This window comes from Rhodococcus sp. YL-1 (assembly GCF_001942025.1).
Taxonomy (GTDB): Bacteria; Actinomycetota; Actinomycetes; order Mycobacteriales; family Mycobacteriaceae; genus Rhodococcus_F; species Rhodococcus_F qingshengii.
This window is the reverse complement of sequence record NZ_CP017299.1, coordinates 3755438-3774593: the sequence shown is the minus strand read 5'-3', so window position 1 is coordinate 3774593 and position 19156 is coordinate 3755438. Positions and strand designations below refer to the sequence as shown.

Annotated in this window: 16 protein-coding genes and 1 tRNA gene; 14 read left to right on the top strand and 3 right to left on the bottom strand. The window is 60.4% G+C overall.

Annotation, left to right across the window (positions count from 1 at the left end; all coding sequences use genetic code 11):
• Positions 1-126 precede the first annotated feature (126 nt).
• Entirely contained in the window at positions 127-324 is a 198-nt protein-coding gene (locus tag BH682_RS36710) for a hypothetical protein (RefSeq protein WP_223304512.1), read from the bottom strand.
• A gap of 177 nt (positions 325-501) precedes the next feature.
• On the opposite strand from BH682_RS36710, the gene BH682_RS17440 reads away from it, so the two are divergent.
• From BH682_RS17440 to BH682_RS17420, 3 genes are all read left to right on the top strand, one after another.
• A tRNA-Ile gene (locus tag BH682_RS17440) sits at positions 502-575 on the top strand.
• Positions 576-1561: 986 nt separating this feature from the next.
• A complete protein-coding gene (locus BH682_RS17435; protein WP_075833484.1) occupies positions 1562-1909 on the top strand; it encodes a hypothetical protein in 348 nt (115 codons plus the stop codon).
• Between the two features lie 711 nt (positions 1910-2620).
• Positions 2621-3139, top strand: coding sequence for a DinB family protein (locus BH682_RS17420; RefSeq protein WP_075833480.1), 519 nt, complete (start codon positions 2621-2623; stop codon positions 3137-3139).
• Here BH682_RS17420 and BH682_RS17415 read toward each other — a convergent pair whose 3' ends face one another.
• Both BH682_RS17415 and BH682_RS17410 read right to left on the bottom strand, forming a co-directional pair.
• The gene (locus tag BH682_RS17415) at positions 3140-4612 is read right to left on the bottom strand and encodes a mannitol dehydrogenase family protein (RefSeq protein WP_063316185.1); all 1473 of its coding nucleotides are present in this window, start codon (positions 4610-4612) and stop codon (positions 3140-3142) included.
• Positions 4613-4619: 7 nt separating this feature from the next.
• Positions 4620-5630 (bottom strand): NAD(P)-dependent alcohol dehydrogenase, encoded by a 1011-nt coding sequence (locus BH682_RS17410; protein WP_063316289.1) that lies wholly within the window; start codon positions 5628-5630, stop codon positions 4620-4622.
• Positions 5631-5769: 139 nt separating this feature from the next.
• Here BH682_RS17410 and BH682_RS17405 point away from each other — a divergent pair, with 139 nt between their 5' ends.
• The 11 genes from BH682_RS17405 (at position 5770) to BH682_RS17355 (ending at position 19141) form a co-directional block, all read left to right on the top strand.
• Positions 5770-6768, top strand: a complete 999-nt coding sequence (locus tag BH682_RS17405) for a sugar-binding transcriptional regulator (protein WP_075833478.1) — start codon at positions 5770-5772, stop codon at positions 6766-6768.
• A 63-nt stretch (positions 6769-6831) separates the two neighbouring features.
• On the top strand, positions 6832-8184 hold the full coding sequence (locus BH682_RS17400; protein ID WP_075833476.1) for an ABC transporter substrate-binding protein: 1353 nt from the start codon (positions 6832-6834) through the stop codon (positions 8182-8184).
• Complete coding sequence (locus BH682_RS17395) at positions 8181-9131, top strand: carbohydrate ABC transporter permease (RefSeq protein WP_058227205.1); 951 nt, start codon at positions 8181-8183, stop codon at positions 9129-9131. Before BH682_RS17400 ends, BH682_RS17395 begins: the two co-directional genes overlap by 4 nt.
• Positions 9131-9997 (top strand): carbohydrate ABC transporter permease, encoded by an 867-nt coding sequence (locus tag BH682_RS17390; RefSeq protein WP_050657016.1) that lies wholly within the window; start codon positions 9131-9133, stop codon positions 9995-9997. Before BH682_RS17395 ends, BH682_RS17390 begins: the two co-directional genes overlap by 1 nt.
• A gap of 27 nt (positions 9998-10024) precedes the next feature.
• Positions 10025-11119, top strand: a complete 1095-nt coding sequence (locus BH682_RS17385; RefSeq protein ID WP_042450146.1) for an ABC transporter ATP-binding protein — start codon at positions 10025-10027, stop codon at positions 11117-11119.
• A 95-nt stretch (positions 11120-11214) separates the two neighbouring features.
• A complete protein-coding gene (locus tag BH682_RS17380) occupies positions 11215-12132 on the top strand; it encodes a carbohydrate kinase family protein (RefSeq protein WP_058227207.1) in 918 nt (305 codons plus the stop codon).
• Between the two features lie 95 nt (positions 12133-12227).
• The gene (locus BH682_RS17375; protein ID WP_064689215.1) at positions 12228-14444 is read left to right on the top strand and encodes an MMPL family transporter; all 2217 of its coding nucleotides are present in this window, start codon (positions 12228-12230) and stop codon (positions 14442-14444) included.
• An 18-nt stretch (positions 14445-14462) separates the two neighbouring features.
• The gene (locus BH682_RS17370) at positions 14463-15665 is read left to right on the top strand and encodes a sensor histidine kinase (protein ID WP_030536577.1); all 1203 of its coding nucleotides are present in this window, start codon (positions 14463-14465) and stop codon (positions 15663-15665) included.
• Positions 15662-16336 carry a response regulator gene (locus BH682_RS17365; protein ID WP_042921920.1) on the top strand — a complete coding sequence of 225 codons (675 nt, stop codon included), beginning with the start codon at positions 15662-15664 and terminating at the stop codon, positions 16334-16336. Before BH682_RS17370 ends, BH682_RS17365 begins: the two co-directional genes overlap by 4 nt.
• A gap of 64 nt (positions 16337-16400) precedes the next feature.
• Positions 16401-17705 (top strand): HNH endonuclease signature motif containing protein, encoded by a 1305-nt coding sequence (locus tag BH682_RS17360; protein WP_075833474.1) that lies wholly within the window; start codon positions 16401-16403, stop codon positions 17703-17705.
• Between the two features lie 308 nt (positions 17706-18013).
• Positions 18014-19141 (top strand): NDMA-dependent alcohol dehydrogenase, encoded by a 1128-nt coding sequence (locus BH682_RS17355; protein WP_007735481.1) that lies wholly within the window; start codon positions 18014-18016, stop codon positions 19139-19141.
• Positions 19142-19156: the final 15 nt, after the last annotated feature.

Below are 19156 nucleotides of genomic sequence, written 5' to 3'. Positions count from 1 at the left end.
GAGGATAGGCGGCATCAGCATCAGTGAACGCGAAGCGAAGATGATGGCGGCGGAGATGCGAAAAGCCCGACGCAATACTCTGCGTCGGGCTTTCGGCGGAACCGTCGAACTGTTCGGCCGGTGCGCCTACTTCGCTGCGCGATCCGACGGCTCGAACAGTCGGACGATGTGGCTGGGGTTGATGTAGTAGACACCATTCGGAGAATTGAGAACGAGAGTGTCTTCGGTGAAATCGGTGACGGTGCCGTTCAGCTTCGCGCCGTCGGACATGATGATCCGGATCGTGGCCTTCGAGTTCTTGAATTCGGTCAGTGCAAGCTTCATGTGGTGATCCTGTTCCGTGGGGTGTGCACTCCCACGGTATCGGCTCATCGCGCCTGTGCCGACCAACCTTGGAAGACTCGACTCGAAAGAGTGCAACGCGTCACCGCCTGCCCGATTGTGATCCGCGTCGGATGTGCCGGTAACATTCGGATTCGCCGCGATGCATCGCATCCGGATGGGGCGGTAGCTCAGTCGGTTAGAGCCGTGGACTCATAATCCATTGGTCGCGGGTTCGAGCCCCGCCCGCCCCACATTCAGTTGCCGTGAGCCCGCAGGTCAGACCCAATGACGTTTGTCGAAAGTCATGCTGCCGACGATCGCAACGGCGACAAGTGCGCAGAGTGCAATCAACAGGGCAGTTGCCCACAGGTAGTTGGTGCAGTCGCCCACACGTAGTTGGTATTGAATCGCACGCAACGCGCATGCGGGTACGGCTGTGATCCTTCGTGGCTACACAAGTAAATGTCGTACCGCGATCGTCGATCTCGGACGAGGTGAAAGTCTCGGATCCCGATACCCAATCCTCGACAAGTATCGGGAGCGCAGTGCAATTGGGCGCAACCGAGCGAGCGACGTGCCGGACGTGAAGGAAAAGTAGGTACCTATCCGGGTATTTCAGCGTATGTGCTCGACGTACAGAAGTGTCACGCTTTAGACGTGCCTACCGGTGTAGGTACAAGGCAGTCGAGCCGTCCCCCCCGCGACTCGGCTGCACCCAAATGTTGACGCGCTGACCGGCAGCCGACTGTCGGAAACGACTCTACGCAAGGAACGGCAACGATAGTGGGCCCCGCAACTGCGGGGCCCTTTCCCTGTCTGAAAAGCGCTGTCGGACTTGGGTCATCACCATTGAGGACTTCGTGCTCGATCACTGGAAATGAGAGCCAACGAGGGCTGTCTCGCCGTCCTTGTCTGCGTCGGATCCATTTTGCCGAGCTTCGTGAATTGCAGAATCCGCAGCCCGCGAGAGCTCAGTAGTTACCTCGATCGGGTGCAAAACCGGGCAATCGGAACAAAACGCTTGTCGATGCGTTACAACTATTGTTAAAGTGTAACGACGAACTGCAAGTGAACAGCAACTTCAAGGTCTCGCTACCGGAAGCCGATGGACGCCGGGGGAGATTCGTCTGCTGTCGATGGACGCGACGCCGTTGGGCGGCACGGATAAAGGCTCTGCGAATTGCGCCGGGTCGCACCCCTGATCAACCTGACAGACCAACGTAACGGAGAACATACTGTGACAATCAAGAACTCGATCGGGCCTGGTGTCGAAGCCGGTCATGGAAACAGGCTGTTCGGCAACACTATTCGATCAGCTGAAGGTGAGGAACTGGTCCAGCGGCTGAATGCCATGTTCGAGCGAGCGAACAGCGCAGGTCAGGTGGTGAATCAACGAGAACTCTCGACCGTGCTTTCTGTGCGGAGGTCCGAGGGTTCGCCGGTCGACCGGTCGATTCCGGCGCCTGACAGGCTGATGCATGCGATCGAGGGACTCTCGTACGAATCCCTTTCCCTGTTGATTTGTGCGGCCGAGCATTTACTGCGTTCGGAAGGGGTACATGTCGACTCGACGCCCTTCACGTGAGGGGCGACGAGACCCGTCGAGGAAATCGAAGTGATCGGTCCGTCGCCGACGAACGAGTATTTTGTCACGAACGGAATGACGTAGTTACGTCGTCGTTTGTAATTCTGTTGTGCGACCGGCGAATCAGGCCTCCGGCGTTGCTCGGTCGCACGATCCCGATTTCGCTGCTTCGAAGGCTTCTTGGGTGCGCTCACGCGCCTCAGCGTCGAATCCTCTTCAGTCGTCGTGCGGTCCGCTCGTGTCATCGCGGACTCGATCGATCGGCGACGTGGAATCAGTCGGAGTATGTCCAGTTCTTCGGCCGATCCGAGTATCGACCGGCAAATCTTGTCGACGGAGTCAGATGCCGGATACCGGCACCGAAATACGGATCAACATTCACCTCGGGAAGCCGCATGAAGTGAATTGACTATCGCAGTCTGCTGTTGTGGTGTGAACGCTGCCCAGGCGCTGGCGGAACCCACGAGTTCAGGGACATCGTTCCATCCAGGGCTCTGTAGCCGGGCCAACGCCGCCTCGGCCGTCCCGAAAACTTCGAGGTACGCATGTGCGTCGTCGCATGTGAAGGCGAGTTCGTGGGGTTCCGCGTCGCCCACGTCCCCGCCACACGAAGTAAGCATCAGCACGAATGGAGTCGCAATAGCGATCATGATTCGCTTCATCGGCCAATCGAAGCAGACTGACCCCGCCCTGGCGGACTATTCTCGATCCATGCCGACTACCCCGGATACAAAGAACTGGACCTGGGTCCTCGAACGCCCATGCGCCGAGTGCGGGTTTGATTCGTCCGCTGTGGCGTTCGCGGATGTTCCAGATCTTGTGCGTAGCAATGCCGTCTCGTGGGCCGAGGTACTGGAGCGCGAGAATGTGACGGAGCGACCGGACAGCGAAACATGGTCAGCGCTGGAGTATTCCGCCCACGTACGCGACGTGTTCCGGATCTTCAAGGTGCGGTTGGAACAGATGCTCGAATTCGACGATCCGCGATTCGAGAACTGGGATCAGGACGCAACAGCCGAGGCCGAGCGGTACAACGACCAAGATCCGGCAACGGTGGCATCGGAATTGTCCGACGCCGCGGCGGAGGTCGCGAATGCCTTCGAAACCGTGCCAGAGGGTAGCCGCCAACGACGGGGTCTCCGCAGTGACGGATCGGCGTTCACCGTCGAATCGTTGGCGGCCTACTTCATTCACGATCCGATCCATCACCTGCACGACGTCTCGGTGTAGTCAGAGCCCGCGCACCTCCTCGAGGGTTCTTCTGGCTCCGACGGAGTGCAATGAGTCGAGGGTCTTTCGGAAGCTTGCGACAAATCGGCGATCGTCCACGAGATCGCCGAACACTTGTCGGAACCCGATGAAGGCCAACGGGTCGCTCGACTGTTTCTGGGCGAGCGGCACCAGAGTGTCCGACAGCTGATCGACGACGGTGATGGGATCTCCGTTCTCGTCTGTGCCCTCGGCGTAGCGGGCCCAGCTGGCGACAATTGCGGTGGACAGGTTGATCGACCCACCGGTGTCGAGTTGGGTCCGGATGACGGGCAACAGCCACTTGGGAATTCGATCGGACGACTCGGCGCACAGACGTGCAATCGTGTCGCGGATCTGGGGGTTCGAGAATCGTTCGATGAGGGTCTTCTTGTACTGATCGAGGTCGACGCCGGGTACCGGGTCAAGGGTCGGCGTCGCTTCGAGATTCATGTAGTCGAGCAGGAACCCCGACAAGAGTTCGTCCTGGCATGCCTCGTGGACCAGGCGGTATCCGGCAAGGTAGCCGAAGTACGCGATGCCTTGATGGCCGGCATTGAGAAGGCGCAGTTTCATCAGTTCGTACGGGCGAACATCCGGCACGAGATTGACGCCGGCATTCTCCAGAGGTGGCCTGCCTGAGGTGAACTCGTCCTCGAGGAACCACGCGGTGAACGGCTCAGCCGCGACCGGCCACTGATCTTCCACGCCAAACGTCTCGGCGATCTCGGTGGTCACCTCGGCTGTCGTGACGGGTGTGATCCGGTCGACCATGGAGTTGGGGAAGGCGCCGTTCTCGTCGATCCACTCCGCAAGTTCGGGATCCTTCAGGGCGGCGAACGCTCCGACTGCCGTCCTGGCGACCGATCCGTTGCCTTCGATGTTGTCGCAACTCATGATCGTGAACGGGGCGAGGCCCCGGTCGCGACGGAGTGCGAGTGCCGCACAAATCAGACCGAAGGTGGTGTGGGGGAGTGTTCCCGGCTCGAGATCGTGCATTACATCGGGATCGGACGCGTCGAACTCACCCGTAGTGTGCGAGATGTTGTATCCGCCCTCGGTGATGGTGAGAGATACGATTTTCGTCGATTCGGATGCCATCTTTTCGATCACCGCCTCCGGATCCTCCGGAGCGAACAGGTACTCGACGATCGACCCGATGACCCGGGCCTCGAGGGTTCCGTCAGAATGCTTGAGCGCCAGCGTGTAGAGGCAGTCCTGCGCGCGGAGAGCGTCTTTCATCCGCTTGTCCGACGGCATCACTCCCACTCCGCAGATTCCCCAGTCGAAGCCCTCACCGCGTCGCAGGAGATCATCGATGTACATGGCCTGGTGTGCACGGTGAAAGCCTCCGACACCGAAATGCACTATGCCAGTAGTGACTTTGCTCCGGTCGTAGTTCGGCACTTCGAGTGCAGCATCGAAGTCGAACAGGGTCTTCGTATTGAGTTCCATGAAAGTACTAGTCTCCTTCGGCGACGATGACTACGGCTTTGATGCTGCCGAGAATGCGATCGGCCACCAGGGCCTCTTGCGACTGTTCGAGTGAAAAGCGTGCTGTGACCATCGAGTCCAGATCGACGCGCCCGGCAGCGACCAATGCGGCGGCGATCGGCCACGTGTTGGCGTACCGGAACACTCCGGTCAGCATCAGTTCGCGATTCTGAATGATCGGGACCGGCAACGGTATCTCGTCGGCACCCATTCCGACCAGAACGACGGTTCCAGCGGGCCGAACTGCGTGAATCCCGTCGATCACTGCGGCCGTGGCACCCGACGCGTCGATGAATGCGTCGACGGCCAGCGAGCGTACGTCGCTCTCACGTGGATCAACGACGGTTGTTGCGCCGAATTTCAGTGCCACATCACGCCGGGCCGCGTCGATGTCCGAGACGATGACTTCCGTCGCGCCGAATGCCTTGGCCACCTGCGTCGTCACGATTCCTACCGGGCCGGCGCCGGCGATCAACACCCGAGAGCCGGCAGTGATCCCCGCCTTCTGGGCTGAGGCGATCCCTACGGAAAGTGGCTCGAACAGCGCAGCTGCCTCGTAGGACACGGAATCTGCGATGGGATGGGCGAAGTCGGCACCGATCGTGACGTAGTCGGTCAGCGCACCGTCGATCGGCGGCGTCGCGAAGAACTCCATATGAGGGCAGAGGTTGTATCTGCCTGCCTTGGATTCGGGACTTGTCGGATCGGGCTTCTGAGGCTCGATGGAGACACGCTGCCCGATGCGTCTTGGGTCGACGCCGTCACCGACCGCAGCGATGCGTCCCGATGCTTCGTGTCCGAGAACGAGCGGTGAGTTGACTACGTAAGGGCCGATGCGACCTTCGTGAAAGTAGTGCGCGTCCGACCCGCACACGCCCACGGCATGGATGCGAACGAGGACTTCACCCGCCTTCGGGAACGGTCGTGGTCTCTCGACCATCTGCATCTTTCCGGTCTCGACGAGGACATTTGCCCGAATTGTCGCAGGTAGATCGACGGATTCTCCGGAAACTGTTGTGTGCGTCACAACGTAGATGTTAGCTTAATGAGCATAAGAACATCTAGTGAGCATTTGCTCACGATCGAGAAACTTTGAACCTGATGCACAAGGAGACCGTGTGAACCAGTCGGCTCAGCCCACAGGACTCAAGACGTCGAAGTTGCCCGCTTCCGAAGATGTGCGGCTCGCCTTGCGGGCAGCGACCATGTATCACCTCGAAGGTGCCACTCAGGCTGAGATTGCAGCGAAGTTGGGCGTCTCGCGGCCGACAGCCGGGCGACTGTTGGCCAGGGCGCGGACGCAAGGTTTGGTCAGGGTCGAGATTTTGGTACCGCCGGAGCTCGAAGGTTCGGTGAACACGGAGTTGGAATCGAAGCTGGAGAAGCACTTCGGGTTGGCCGAAGTGTTGATCGTCCCCGAAGCGATTTCGGATGCGGACGACCCGGACTTCGACGCACTCGGTCGAAGAGCAGCGGAAGTTCTGGTTCGTCGTCTGCAGCCGTCGAGCGTTCTCGGGTTTACCTGGGGTCCGGAAACCGTTGCGGTAGCAGGATCTTTGCCAGACAAGGCCGCGAAGTGCTCGGCTGTGGTACAACTTGACGGCTCCATGACGGTGACCGACTACCAGACCGGTGTCGACTTCACCATCGGCCGATGTGCACAACAGTTGCAGGCCAATCCTATTCGTCTCAACGCTCCGCTGTATGCCGACCCGGCGACTGTGGAGTCGATGCGAAACGACTCGGTGATCTCGAAGGCGCTGCAAGCCGGAACTGATTCCGACATCATGGTTTTCGGAGTTGGTGCCGTCTCGACTGCCACGACCTTGTTTGCCGATAGCTTCGTCGACTCGACCATGCTGGACGAGTTGGAAAGTCGAGGCGCTGTCGGTGAAATCGGCGGCCGTTTCTACACGATCGACGGCAATCCAGTGGAGGGGCCACTGCCTGAGCGAACGGTCTCCGTATCGCTCGACGCAGTGAAATCCTGCGATCAGACGATTCTGATTTCGGGGGGAACACACAAACGCCAGGCCGTTCTGGGCGCATTGCGCGGAGGTTTGGCAAACGTACTCGTCACCGACGTCGAGTGCGCCCAGTGGCTGCTCGAAGGCTAGCGATCTCACGAGTTTCGCGGTCCGAGCGCGCGACTGACACGCAAGTGTGAAGGAAGGTAATCCGTGAAAACAGGAAGACGAGTGTGGGGCGCTGCCGCGGTGGCGCTCTGCCTCCTGGTGTCGGGATGTGCGGGCGCTGGTGCGCTCGGTGGTTCCGGCGAACGAACAGTCACCATCGCGATGGTGTCGAACTCGCAGATGCAGGACGCCATCAAACTGGCGCCGGCTTTCGAAGCCGAGAACCCTGGCATCGACCTCAAATTCGTCAGCCTTTCCGAGAACCAGGCGCGCGCCAAGATCACAGCGTCGACGGCAACCGGCGGCGGTGAGTTCGACGTCGTGATGATCAGCAACTACGAGACACCTCAGTGGGCCGCAAACGGTTGGCTCACGAACCTGTCCGACTATGCAGACACGACGCCCGGTTACGACGAGGACGACTTCGTACCGTCGATCAAGACTTCTCTGTCGTACGAGGACAGTTTGTACGCGGTCCCCTTCTATGGGGAGTCGTCGTTCCTGATGTACCGCAAGGATCTGTTCGATCAGGCGGGGATTACAGTTCCCGAAGACCCGACGTGGCAAGAAGTTGCAGGTTGGGCAGCACAGTTCGACAACCCGGACGCCAAGATGGCGGGAATCTGCTTGCGCGGAAAGCCTGGCTGGGGTGAGGTACTCGCACCGCTGAACACCGTGATCAACACCTTCGGTGGACGCTGGTACGACGAGAATTGGAATGCGCAGTTGACCAGTCCGCAGGTCGAGGATGCGGTTCAGTTCTACGTGGACACTGTCAAGGAGCACGGTCAGCCGGGTCCTGCCACAAGCGGATTCGGTGAATGTGCAACACAATTCGCGCAAGGCAACACGGCGATGTGGTACGACGCGACCTCGGCTGTGTCGGTGCTCGAAGATCCCGCCTCGTCGAAGGTGGTCGGCAAAATCGGATATGCGAAGGCCCCGAAGGTCGAGAAGTCCGATCCTGGTTGGCTCTACACGTGGGCGCTCGGAATCCCGGAGTCGGCACAGAACAAAGATGACGCCTGGAAGTTCATTTCCTGGATGACGAACAAGGACTACATCCAGAAGGTCGGAACCGAACTCGGCTGGTCGAGAGTTCCTCCGGGAAGTCGCCTTTCGACCTACGAGATTCCGGAATATCAAGAGGCTGCTCAGGCATTCGGTCCGATCACCCTCGAATCGATCAACAATGCAGATCCGAAAAACCCGACAGTGCAACCGGTTCCGTACACCGGCGTCCAGTTCCTCACCATCCCTGAGTTTCAGGACCTGGGCACTCGCGTCAGCCAGCAGATCAGTGCGGCCATCGCGGGTCAGAAGAGCGTGAAAGAAGCACTCGAACAATCCCAGCAGTATGCCGAGGTGGTCGGCAAGACCTATCAGGAGAACCGATGACTACGGTTGCCGAGCCCAGAACTACGGTGGACGACGCGCCACCGGTCCGTGTCGAAAAGAAGATCTCCCGCGCCGAGGGTTGGCGTCGTAGAGGTCCCCTGTTGCCGGCGTTGATCTTCTCGATCGTCGTCACTCAGATTCCGTTTCTGTTCACCCTCTACTACTCGACGCAGTCGTGGAACCTTGTCCGGCCGGGATCGCGGCACTTCAACGGGTTCGACAACTACATAGAGGTTTTCAAGGACAGTCAGTTTCGGGAAGTCGCGGTCAACACGGTCATCATGATCGTGGGTACGGTCATCGTTTCGGTGATCCTCGGACTCGCGCTGGCGCTGCTGCTCGACCGCGCATTCCTTGGTCGGGGCATCGTCCGGACACTGCTGATCACGCCGTTTCTCATCACTCCCGTCGCCGGCGCATTGCTGTGGAAGACAACAATGTTCGACCCGGTGTTCGGTATCGTGAACTTCGTACTCCAGCCTTTCGGCGTCGGCCAGGTCGACTGGGTCAGTAAGTTTCCGCTCGCCGCCGTCATGATCAATCTGATCTGGCAGTGGACGCCCTTCATGATGCTGCTCATTCTGGCCGGTTTGCAGTCCATGCCCCGAGACGTTCTCGAAGCCGCACGGGTGGACGGAGCCAAGCCGTTTGCGATGTTCCGCGAACTGACGTTGCCGCACCTGCGCCGCTTCATCGAACTCGGTGCAGTTCTGGGTGCGATCTACCTCGTGAACACTTTTGACGCGGTGTACATGATGACCTCGGGTGGGCCCGGCGTGGCCAGCTCGAACCTGCCGTTCTACATCTACCAGCGCGCGTTCCTCGGCTTCGACGTAGGTCAAGCTGCGGCGATGGGTGTCGTGACAGTGATCGCGACGATCATCGTGTCGACACTTGCGCTCCGATTGATCTTCAAGAGCTTCACCGGCAACGAGGAGGCGGCGTGATGACTGCCGTAGAGACGACAAGCGCGACGACCGACAAACCCGTCGTCAAGAAAAAGAAGAGCAGCAAGTTCAGTCCGTGGTCGGTTGTGGCGTGGATCGCCGCTCTCGGATTCTTCTTCCCGGTCTTCTGGATGGTCCTCACCGCGTTCAAGACCGAGGCAGACGCCTACACGGATCCGCCGAAGCTGTTCTTCACTCCCACCCTCGAACAGTTCCGTGCCGTCCTCGACTCCGGTCTCGGCACGACGCTGGCAAACTCCGCATTTGCGACGGCCATGTCGACGATTCTTGTTCTGCTACTGGGTGTTCCGGCTGCGTTTGCATTGTCGCTTCGCCCGGTAGCCAAGACTCAGGACGTTCTGTTCTTTTTCATCAGTACCAAGATGCTCCCAGTCGTCGCTGCAATCGTGCCGCTGTACGTGATCGTCAACGACATCGGATTGCTCGACAACATCTGGGCGCTGGTCATCTTGTACACATCGATGAATCTGCCGATCGCAGTGTGGATGATGCGTTCGTTCTTTCTCGAAGTCCCCGGCGAACTTCTCGAAGCTGCCAGCATGGACGGCGCGAGTTTGTGGACCTCGGTTCGCGAGGTGATCCTCCCGCTGATCTCGCCCGGAATTGCTGCGACTGCGCTGATCTGCGTGATCTTCTCGTGGAACGAATTCTTCTTCGCCGTCAACCTGACAGCTGTTCAAGCACAGACGATTCCGGTCTTCCTGGTCGGGTTCATCACCGGCGAGGGCCTGTACTGGGCTCGGCTCTCCGCGGCAGCGACCATGGCGGCATTGCCCGTCATCCTGGCCGGTTGGTTCGCCCAGAACAAACTGGTGCGCGGCCTGTCCTTCGGTGCAATCAAATAATTCTCCTCACCCTCTCAGGAGTTCGTCATGGCTGAAATCTCGTACCAGAAAGCGTCTTGCATCTACGAAGGTGCCGGGACCCTCGCTGTCGATTCACTCGATCTCGACATCAACGACGGGGAGTTCATCGTGCTCGTCGGTCCGTCAGGTTCCGGAAAGTCCACGGCCCTGCGCATGTTGGCAGGGCTCGAGGACATCGATTCCGGCGCGATCACCATCAACGGCAAGGACATGACCGATGTCCCGTCCAAGGATCGCGACATCGCAATGGTCTTCCAGAATTACGCGCTGTACCCCAACAAAACCGTCGGGGAAAATATGGGGTTCGCGTTGAAGATGCGCGGTGTGCCCGTTGAGGAGCGTAAGAAGAAAGTGGCCGAAGCGGCCAAACTGCTTGACCTGACTGACTATCTCGACCGCAAGCCGGCCAAGCTTTCCGGTGGTCAACGGCAGCGAGTTGCCATGGGCCGAGCTATCGTTCGTGAACCGCAAGTGTTCTGCATGGACGAGCCGCTCTCCAACCTCGACGCAAAGCTACGCGTCCAGACCCGCACGCAGATCGCGGCGTTGCAGCGTCGTCTCGGAACCACCACCGTCTACGTCACGCACGATCAGGTGGAAGCGATGACGATGGGTGATCGCGTGGCAGTGCTCAAGGGCGGCAAGTTGCAACAATTCGCTTCTCCGACCGAACTTTACGATCGGCCGGCCAATGCGTTTGTTGCAGGCTTCATCGGATCTCCAGGTATGAACTTGGTAACGGCGCCGGTCAGTTCGGGTGGGGTGCGTTTCGGCGACGTCGAGGTTCCGCTGGACCGCGAGCAGATGGCGGCAATCGCCGCGGCCGGTCTGGCTTCGGTCACAGTAGGAATTCGGCCCGAGCAATTCCAGGTGGTCGCTGCCGGAGACGGAATCGCAGCTCAGATCGACCTGGTAGAGGAACTGGGCAACGAGTCGTACATCTACGCACACGTGCCTGGTACCGAAGCCGACCCGATCTCGCTCGTTGCACGCACCGGCGGGCGATCGAAGCTGCAGTACGGCCAGACGCTGGGCTTCGAGCGGGTGGACGGCCTTGTTCACCTCTTCGACCCGGCTACGGGCGAGCGTGTGGGTAGCTGAATCCCATCACAATCGTGACCTGCTCGGCACCCGAACTCGTTCGTGCCGAGCAGGTCACATCCATCTTCGACTGGTGAGAAGGTTAGGGTCTACCGATGAGTGATACACGCGAACGATCCGTCGTGGTGTGTGGTGAGGGACTGGTTGATCTGGTTCCGGTGGGGGAGAACTTCTCACCCAAGTTGGGCGGTGGACCGTTCAACGTTGCGATTGCACTGGGTCGACTCGGATCCGACGTGGGATTCGTCTCTCGCTTGTCCACAGACGCTTTCGGAGATCGGATGATCGACTCGCTGGCCGCGTCCAATGTCGACACAACTGGGGTCGAACGTGGGCCCGAGCCGACAACTCTGGCCGTCGTGAACCTTGCAGCGGACGGAGGTGCGCGGTATTCCTTCTACCTCGAGGGAACGGCGGATCGACAGTTCGCGCTGCCGAAACTTCCCTCTGCCCGGGCATTCTCGTTCGGAACGCTGTCGCTGGTGCTCGAGCCCGGGGCCTCTGCCTACGAAGCTTTGCTGCACGAAGCACACGCCCGCGGTCGACTCACCATGGTGGACCCCAACATTCGTCCGGCGGTGATCTCCGACCCGGACGCGTATCGACGACGGTTTCGTTCGTGGTTGCCCGCCATCGATATTCTCAAAGTGAGCGACGACGACGCGAAGTGGTTGGGTTCGGTCGACGGCGCCGAGTGGCTCCACGAAGGCGTCGGCGCCGTCCTGCTCACCCGTGGTGGTGACGGGTTGCGGTTGATCACCGAGGAACTCGATGTTTCGGTGCCGGCGCCCGCGGTTGACGTTGCGGACACGATCGGTGCGGGCGATACCGTTCACGGAGCCCTGTTGGCCTACCTTGATCGTCACGACGCACTCGACGTCGCTGTTGTGCGTGCGTTCACCGAGGCAGATTGGTCGGCCGCGTTGACCTTTGCCGCACGCGCGGCAGCCGTCACCGTGTCACGTCCCGGGGCGGATCCGCCGTGGTCGAGGGAGTTGGGCCGGCCCGTCTAGCACTGGGGACCACCGCCCTACTGCGAGCGCAGTACGTCGAACTGCCTACCTGTGCACGATGTGCGACGGGGTCGTGTATCGGCACAGTGACACGCATGTCGATATTCCTGTACAAACTCTCGCGACTCGCGTTTCGGCGCCGTTGGGCAATGGTGGGCTTCTGGGTCGTCCTGCTGGTGGCGGGCGGAGTAGGCGCAGCAACGCTGTCCGGTCCGACCGTCAATACGTTGTCGATTCCGGGCACCGAATCACAAGCGGCGCAAGATCTTCTGGCTGAAAGATTTCCGCAATCGTCCACCGACGGAGCCAGTGCTCGCATCGTCTTCGAATCTCCGGCGGGCACGACGCTCACCGATCCGGCGATTCGACAATCCGTCAGTGACTTGGTCTCTGCGCTCGGGAAGGATCCTGAGATTGCAGCGGTATCGGATCCGTATGCCTCCGGCGGAGTGTCGCCGACTGGGACGATCGGATACATGCAGGTCTCCTATACCGCCGACTCGATGGACTTACCGGACAGTTCGAAAGAACTGCTCGAGTCCGCCGTCCACGACGCCGCGGATTCAGGGCTGGCAGTCGATGTTGCCGGCAACGTGCTGATGGAAAGCAGCGCCGAATCGATGGGCGAAGTGATCGGCGTCGCGATCGCCGCTGTGGTCCTGACGGTCACTTTCGGTTCGTTGGTGGCAGCAGGGCTTCCCTTGATCAGCGCGTTGATCGGCATCGGCATCGCGATCTGCACGATCACTATCGCAACTGGTTTCATCGAATTGGGTTCGAGCACAACCGTCCTGGCAATGATGCTTGGGCTCGCCGTGGCGATCGACTATTCGCTCTTCATCGTCTCGCGCTACCGCTCCGAACTACGTGACGGACATGATCCGGAAATTGCTGCGGGCCGCGCAGCGGGGACGGCGGGTTCGGCCGTAGTGTTCGCGGGGTTGACGGTGCTCATCGCATTGGCAGGACTGTTCGTCGTGAACATCCCGTTCCTGACGAGCATGGGTCTGGCTGCAGCATTCGCAGTTGCTGTTGCAGTGGTGATTTCACTGACGCTGCTGCCCGCCACACTCGGATTTGCAGGGTCGCGCGTCATGAGTCGGTCTGATCGTCGACTGCTGGCGTCCGGCGGTGAACTGACACACCGGAAACAGTCGGAGGGGGCGGGCTCGCGATGGGCCAAGTTCGTGATCCGGCGTCGAGTTCCGGTTTTGCTCGCGTCAGTCCTCGGGCTGGGATTGCTGGCGATCCCCACATTCGGAATCAACCTGAGTTTGGCGAGCCCACCAGTGCCCGACACAACTGCCGCCAGGGCTACCGACCGACTATCCGAGGGGTTCGGTGCCGGGTTCAGCGGTCCGCTCATGGTGGTCGTCGACGTTGCCGACGCCGCAGATCCGGCAGCGGCATTGAGCGGCGCCCAGGAAAAGCTCGGCGCTCTGCCCGACGTAGCGGCAGTGACGCCGCCAGCACTCAATCAGGCCGGCGATACAGCAGTCATCACGGTGGTTCCCTCGAGTGGCCCGGAAACCGAGGCAACAAAGGCGCTCGTCGCAGATATACGTGAGGTCGCCGGATCACTGACCGACGAGACCGGAGCCACGATGTCGGTCACCGGTCAGACAGCGTTGACGATCGACGTTTCGGATCGCCTGGCCGACGCCCTGGTTCCCTACCTCGCATTGGTCGTCGGCCTCGCCTTCATCCTCCTGATGTTGGTGTTCCGCTCGATCTTGGTACCACTCAAGGCAACTCTCGGATTTCTGCTCTCGATCGGTGCGACGTTCGGTGTGCTGGTCGCGATCTTCCAGTGGGGTTGGTTCGCCGGCATTCTCGGAATCGAAGGTCAAACCGGATCAGTTGTGGCGATGTTGCCCATCTTCATGATTGGCATCGTCTTCGGGTTGGCGATGGACTACCAGGTGTTCCTGGTGACCAGAATGCGTGAAGCGTTCGTCCACGGTGAGGGACCGGATGAAGCAGTCGTGAAGGGCTTCGACCAGGGCGCGCGAGTGGTCACGGCCGCGGCGCTGATCATGATCGCCGTTTTCGCGGGCTTCATCTTCGGCGGCGACGCCTTCATCATGCAGATCGGACTCGGACTCTCGTTCGCGGTTCTGTTCGACGCCTTCGTGATCCGTATGACCGTCGTACCGGCCGTCATGTCCCTGTTGGGCTCGAGGGCATGGTGGTTCCCCTCATGGCTGGACCGGTTGGTCCCGAACGTCGATGTCGAGGGGGAGCAGTTGACTGCGCTGCTCGCAGATTCGAAGGAATCCAGTGAACCCACGAGCGACAAGTTGTCGGTGTGACCCGGATACGGTAGATCGATGACTTCGACATCGACGTGGGGTCGATGGTGTGCGGAACACCCGCGCACCATCGACCTGGCACTGGCGATTCTCGTGCTCCTTGCCACGTGGACGGCGCACCGCATCGCGCTCGACGGCAATGACACCCGCGAGGTCACGGTTGTGGGAGTGCTTGTAACAGCGATCGCAGCGGCAACCATCGTGTTCCGAAGGCGCTATCCGTTCTCGGCACTGGCGGTGGCAGTACTCCTCGGCGTATTGATGATTGCACTGTCAGCGCCGCCGAATGCCGGCACAGGTTCCGCAGCGATGGTGTGCCTCTACTACGTTGCCAGCACGAGTGACCGCCGGAGGACCTTCTTCGCAGCGGCGAGCACAGTCAGCTCGCTGATGCTCGTCACGATCTTCCTGGGAGTGGGGAACAATCTCCTGCAGGAGGCACTGGGGTTGTTGGCTTGGTTGCTGATGGCAAGTTTTGCCGGCGCCGAGGTCCGTTCTCGCCGAGCCTATCTGGAGTCCGTCGAGGCGCGCGCGGTGCAAGCGGAAAGAATGCGCGAGGACGAGGCCCGACACCGCGTCGTCGAAGAAAGGATGCGGATTGCGCGAGACCTGCACGACGTTGTCGCGCACCACATTGCCTTGGTCAACCTGCAAGTCGGGGTCGCGTCGCACTTGATCGGGAAAGACCCGGAGAAGGCGACGACTGCACTACGCGGAGTGGAGGAAACGTCCAAGGCGGCACTCGATGAAATTCGGGCCACGGTCGGAGTTCTCCGTGATGCTCAGGACGGTGATCGCTCGATGAAGCCGGCTCCGGGGCTTTCGGATCTACCGGCACTGGTGGATCAATTCGTCAGTGCGGGAATGGAAATCGAAGTGCGCGCTGTGGGTTCGCTGCGCCCTCTCGGGCCAGCAGTAGACCTCACGGCGTACCGAATTATCCAGGAAGCACTCGTGAATGCGAGCAAGCATGCGTTGCCAGGGGCCGTCACCGTGTCGTTGTCGTACGAAGCCGAGGTTCTGGTGCTGTCGGTCGAAAACTCCGGAACGGCAGTGCCTTCGACGTCACCGCCCGGGTACGGACTGCTGGGAATGAAGGAGAGGGCACAGGCAATGGGAGGCGAGGTCTCAGCAGGATTCCGCGCGGACGGGGGATTTCGTGTGGACGCCCAACTGCCGCTTGTCTCGGTGTCCAGGGGTTCGGAGAGTGGGGAGTCGTGAGTATTCGGGTGGTAGTGGCAGACGATCAGGCGCTCTTCCGTCAAACGCTTGCGCTGCTGATCGGTTCGGAAGAGGACATGGAGGTGGTCGCCGAGGCGGCAGACGGAGAGCAGGCATTCCAGGCGGCGATCGAGCACCGACCCGACGTTGTATTGATGGACATTCGAATGCCAGGCACCAGCGGAGTCGAAGCGACCGCCATGATTGCCGATCATCCGGATTTGACCGACGTGCGCGTGTTGATCCTTACCACCTTCGAAGTGGATGAGCATGTGGCACAGGCGATCCGGGCTGGAGCCAGCGGCTTCATCGGCAAAGGAATCCGAGCGGAGGATCTACTCGATGCTGTTCGGACGGTCGCAGGTGGGAACTCTTTGCTGTCGCCGATTGCGACCAGCGCGTTGATTTCTCGGTTCCTTTCCACTCCGTCGCGGGCCGACTCGACTTCTGGGATTTTCGGTCAATTGACACCACGCGAACTCGAAGTGGTAACCCTCGTTGCCCTCGGGATGTCCAACGACGAAATCGCCGCGGAATTGGTGATCAGCGCGGTCACGGCAAAAACCCATGTGAATCGGGCGATGACGAAACTGGATGTCCGCGACCGCGCGCAACTGGTGGTTCTCGCATATCAATGCGGTGTGGTGATTCCGGGACGCTCGGTGGATTGACTCGAAAAACTCTTGACTCGAACGGGTGTTCGAGTATGATATGGGGAGGGGATCGGGGGATTCAATGAGTGTCTTGTTGTCGGATGTGGTGTCTGGTTCTGCGGTGGGGTTACGTGGACGTCTGTGGCGGTTGACTGCTGCGGAGTTGCGCGCTGCTGCTGTCGAGGCGAGTGCGGAGATTCTGCGCCTGGAAGCCGTTCGTGTTGCGGTGGTCGACGAACTCTCGTTGCGCCCGGATGATCAGGTGATTGCGAGCCGCGGTGTGGGGTCCTGGTTGGCGGCGAACACGATGTTGCAGGTTCGGGACGGGAAGAAGATCGCCGCGTTGGGCGCGGCTTTGCGGCCGCTTCCGGGTGTGGCGGCTCGGTTCGGTTGTGGGGATTGCTCCTTCGATCATGCCGTGTTGATCGTGGCGTTCTGTGAATCACCACCGAAGGGGATGCCGGAGGAGGCGCTCCCGAAGTGCATCGATTTGTTGCTCGCTGCTGCGTCGGGTGTGGAGGCGACGACGACGAAGGTGCGGAACGTGATCGCGACGTTGGAGCGGTTGTTCGAGTCGGATGAGATTCCGCCCGCCGAGGATGTCGATCTCAACGAGTTGCGGATCGCGTCGACGCTCAATGGTCGGGTGGTGGTGCGTGGGGATTTCGACGCCCTGGCCGGTGAAATGTTGTTGTCGGCGTTGTCGAATCTGACGATGCCGACCCCCGCTCCGGATGGAACCCCGGATTCTCGGTCGGCGGCGAAACGCACTGCGGACGGGTTCACCGAACTGATCCGCCGTTACCTGGACTGCGCCAAAACAGGCACAGACGGTGGTCAACGCCCGCACGTGAACGTGCACATCAACGCTGGGGATCTCGCTGAGCATCGGGACTGCGCCGCGACACCCTCCACTGCTGATGACGGAATGGCTGTATCGGATCTCGATGTCGGGCACATGCCCTGGCTCGGACCGCTGTCGGTGTCGCAGACCAGGCTTCTCGGGTGTGATTGTTTCCTGTCCACGGTTCTGCTCGACGATCACGGCGCACCGCTCGATGCGAAACCCGGAAAACGATTGGTCACCCCCGAACAGCGAGTGGCGTTGATCGCCCGAGACAGGGGCTGCGCGTTCCCGGGGTGTTCATGTGTGCCTGCCTGGACGGATGCGCACCATATCCGGCACTGGGCCAACGGTGGCCCGACGGTGATGAACAACCTTGTCCTGCTGTGCCGTTCGCACCACCGGTTGATGCACCGGAAATCAGGGTTCGTCGGGAAGTGGGCGATTCGGATCGGTGTCGACAACAAACCCTGGTTCATCCCACCACCCTCGATCGACCCCGGCCAGCAACCGCGGCCGGCGAACACCACCTTCAAAACCTGAGGACGAACCTCAGATGCACCAGAACATGCCCAGGTCTGTTTCAGACCCGCTGCTCTGTGTCCGACCGATTGGTGGGGGGTGGAGTCGAATGGTTGCGTGCTTTCGGGGCGGCTCTACTTTCGGGTGCCCGTGTGGCCTGTCCCACTCAGTGGGTCATTATTCCGTTGTTGCCGCGCCGGTTGTGCCAGGTCATTTGGACGTCTGACCTGCAGTGCAAAATCTTTCGTTAGAACACGTTCCAATTTCGCAGATTTGTGGCTATGGTCACAGAGATAGATGCGGGTGTGCGAATGAAAGGGTGAAGTGACGTGAAGACCAAGGGTGCAATCCTGTGGGGCCTCAATGAAAAGTGGTCCGTCGAGGAGATCGAGATCGGTGAGCCGGTAGCCGGCGAAGTTCAGATTCGCATGGAAGCGGCCGGAATGTGCCACTCCGATCACCACATCGTCACCGGCGCGACCCCGATGCCGTCGTTCCCCGTCATGGGTGGGCACGAGGGTTCGGGCGTCATCACCAAGCTCGGCCCGGAGGTCAAGGGTCTGGAGGTCGGCGACCACGTCGTTCTGTCCTTCATTCCGGCTTGTGGAACCTGTCCGGCGTGTTCGGCCGGTCATCAGAACCTGTGTGACCTCGGGATGGGCCTCCTCAGCGGCCAGGCCATCAGTGACGGCACTTACCGGATCCAGGCTCGCGGCGAAAACGTGATCCCGATGTGCCTGCTAGGGACGTTCTCGCCCTACATGGTCGTGAACCAGTCGTCAGTGGTGAAGATCGACAAGGACATTCCGTTCGAGGTTGCCGCACTCGTCGGTTGCGGCGTTCCGACCGGTTGGGGATCGGCAACCCACATCGCCGATGTGAAGCCCGGCGAAGACGTTGTGATCATGGGTGTCGGCGGCGTCGGTATCAGTGCGCTACAGGGTGCAGTTGCATCGGGCGCCCGGTACATCTTTGCCATCGACCCCGTGCCGTGGAAGCGTGAGCAGGCTCTGAAGTTCGGCGCAACGCACGCTTTCGAAAGCGCTGCCGCTGCCATTCAGCCGATCATCGACGCCACGTATGGCCGCATGGCACAGAAGACGATCATCACCGTCGGCGAAATGAGGGGTGAGTACGTCGAAGAAGCGATGATTCTGACGGCAAAGGCCGGCCGTTGTGTCGTCACCGCAATGGGGCACCTGACGGACATGGATGTGAAGCTGAACCTGTTCCTGATGGCGATGCTTCAGAAGGACCTTCAGGGCAACATTTTCGGCGGTGGCAACGCTCGCCAGGACGTGCCGAACCTCCTCGCGATGTACAAGGCAGGCAAGCTGAACCTCGACGACATGGTGACTCGGACCTACACGCTCGAAGGCGTGAACGACGGCTACCAGGACATGTTGGATGGCAAGAACATCCGCGGCGTCATCCGCTACACCGAAGCTGACTGGTGATCGGAAGCGCAACTC

Excerpts from the sequence above, each read along its gene's own strand:
- BH682_RS36710 (WP_223304512.1), bottom strand. The coding sequence starts at position 324 with ATGAAGCTTGCACTGACCGAATTCAAGAACTCGAAGGCCACGATCCGG.
- BH682_RS17420 (WP_075833480.1), top strand. The coding sequence starts at position 2,621 with ATGCCGACTACCCCGGATACAAAGAACTGGACCTGGGTCCTCGAACGC.
- BH682_RS17415 (WP_063316185.1), bottom strand. The coding sequence starts at position 4,612 with ATGGAACTCAATACGAAGACCCTGTTCGACTTCGATGCTGCACTCGAA.
- BH682_RS17395 (WP_058227205.1), top strand. The coding sequence starts at position 8,181 with ATGACTACGGTTGCCGAGCCCAGAACTACGGTGGACGACGCGCCACCG.
- BH682_RS17390 (WP_050657016.1), top strand. The coding sequence starts at position 9,131 with ATGACTGCCGTAGAGACGACAAGCGCGACGACCGACAAACCCGTCGTC.
- BH682_RS17385 (WP_042450146.1), top strand. The coding sequence starts at position 10,025 with ATGGCTGAAATCTCGTACCAGAAAGCGTCTTGCATCTACGAAGGTGCC.
- BH682_RS17380 (WP_058227207.1), top strand. The coding sequence starts at position 11,215 with ATGAGTGATACACGCGAACGATCCGTCGTGGTGTGTGGTGAGGGACTG.
- BH682_RS17375 (WP_064689215.1), top strand. The coding sequence starts at position 12,228 with ATGTCGATATTCCTGTACAAACTCTCGCGACTCGCGTTTCGGCGCCGT.
- BH682_RS17370 (WP_030536577.1), top strand. The coding sequence starts at position 14,463 with ATGACTTCGACATCGACGTGGGGTCGATGGTGTGCGGAACACCCGCGC.
- BH682_RS17360 (WP_075833474.1), top strand. The coding sequence starts at position 16,401 with ATGAGTGTCTTGTTGTCGGATGTGGTGTCTGGTTCTGCGGTGGGGTTA.